At 54.9% G+C, this 1,092-nt stretch carries 2 protein-coding genes; both read left to right on the top strand.

Features of this window, described 5'->3' with window-relative positions; all coding sequences use genetic code 11:
- Nucleotides 1-557: hypothetical protein (locus V6D20_04650; protein ID HEY9815082.1), on the top strand; the 557-nt coding region annotated here is incomplete at its 5' end.
- 47 nt (nt 558-604) lie between these two features.
- Nucleotides 605-1,092, top strand: a 488-nt coding sequence (locus V6D20_04655; protein ID HEY9815083.1) for a glutamate synthase central domain-containing protein, incomplete at its 3' end; no start/stop codon positions are given.

Below are 1,092 nucleotides of genomic sequence, written 5' to 3' on the forward strand. Positions count from 1 at the left end.
CTACGGCTGTCGATGCTGTAATGGAGTTTCTTACGCATGCCGGGAGACCGATCTCTGAAGCCGCCATGATGATGATCCCTGAGGCGTGGCGCAACATCAAGCTGAATCCTGCAAAGCGGGCTTTCTACGAATTTCACTCTACAGTCATGGAGCCCTGGGACGGTCCCGCCCTGGTGGCTTTCACAGACGGAAAGCAAATTGGAGCTACGCTAGATCGTAACGGACTTCGCCCTGGCCGTTTCTACGAAACTCACGATGGTCGGGTGATCATGGCCAGCGAAGTTGGAGTGGTGGACGTCCCTCCGCAGGATATCAAGAAAAAAGGCCGTCTTCGTCCCGGACACATGCTACTTGTGGACTTTGAACAGGGACGCCTAATCGAAGACAAAGAGCTTAAGACTGCCAGTGGGCTGAAGTATCCGTACGCCAAATGGGCTCAGGAGGTCATTCCGATCAACCGGGTAATTCGGCACATAATGCATAGGTCATGGCAGAGACTGGAGTCCATATCAGGAGCACGGCCAGTGGTGATGTCATTCACCTCTACCCTGAGCTAACTCAGCATGGCCATACGACTGAGTCACTCAATGTCCTGCTAGTGCCTATGCTTGAGGGCAAGGGTGAAGCTCTAGGCTCCATGGGTATCGATCGCCCTCTTGCCGTTCTCTCAGACGTCCCTCAGCCGACGTTCAACTATTTCAAGGAGTTGTTCGCACAGGTCACTAATCCACCTATTGACCCCATTCGGGAGTCGCTAGTGACTTCCACATCGTCTCTCATCGGGCCAGAGCAGGACCTAACCGAGTCCTCGGCCGAACAAGCGCGACGAATCGTTGTCGACTCGCCTGTGCTCACTGTCCCTGAAATGGAGGGCCTCAAGCAGTACACTGGGGGAGGTGCTCGCACCAAAGTCATTGATACCACTTTCGCCGTTGCAGAGGGTAAGCTCGGCCTCCAGCGCGCCCTGGCTCGCATCAACGCTGAAGCAACCAATGCTGTTAACGAGGGATACACTACTATTTGCCTCTCAGATCGAGCCGCAGGTCCAACTCGAGTCTCAACGCCTTCCCTCCTTGCAACGGGTGCCGTACA

The sequence above is a fragment of the Candidatus Obscuribacterales bacterium genome, assembly GCA_036703605.1.
In the GTDB taxonomy this organism is placed as follows: Bacteria; Cyanobacteriota; Cyanobacteriia; order RECH01; family RECH01; genus RECH01.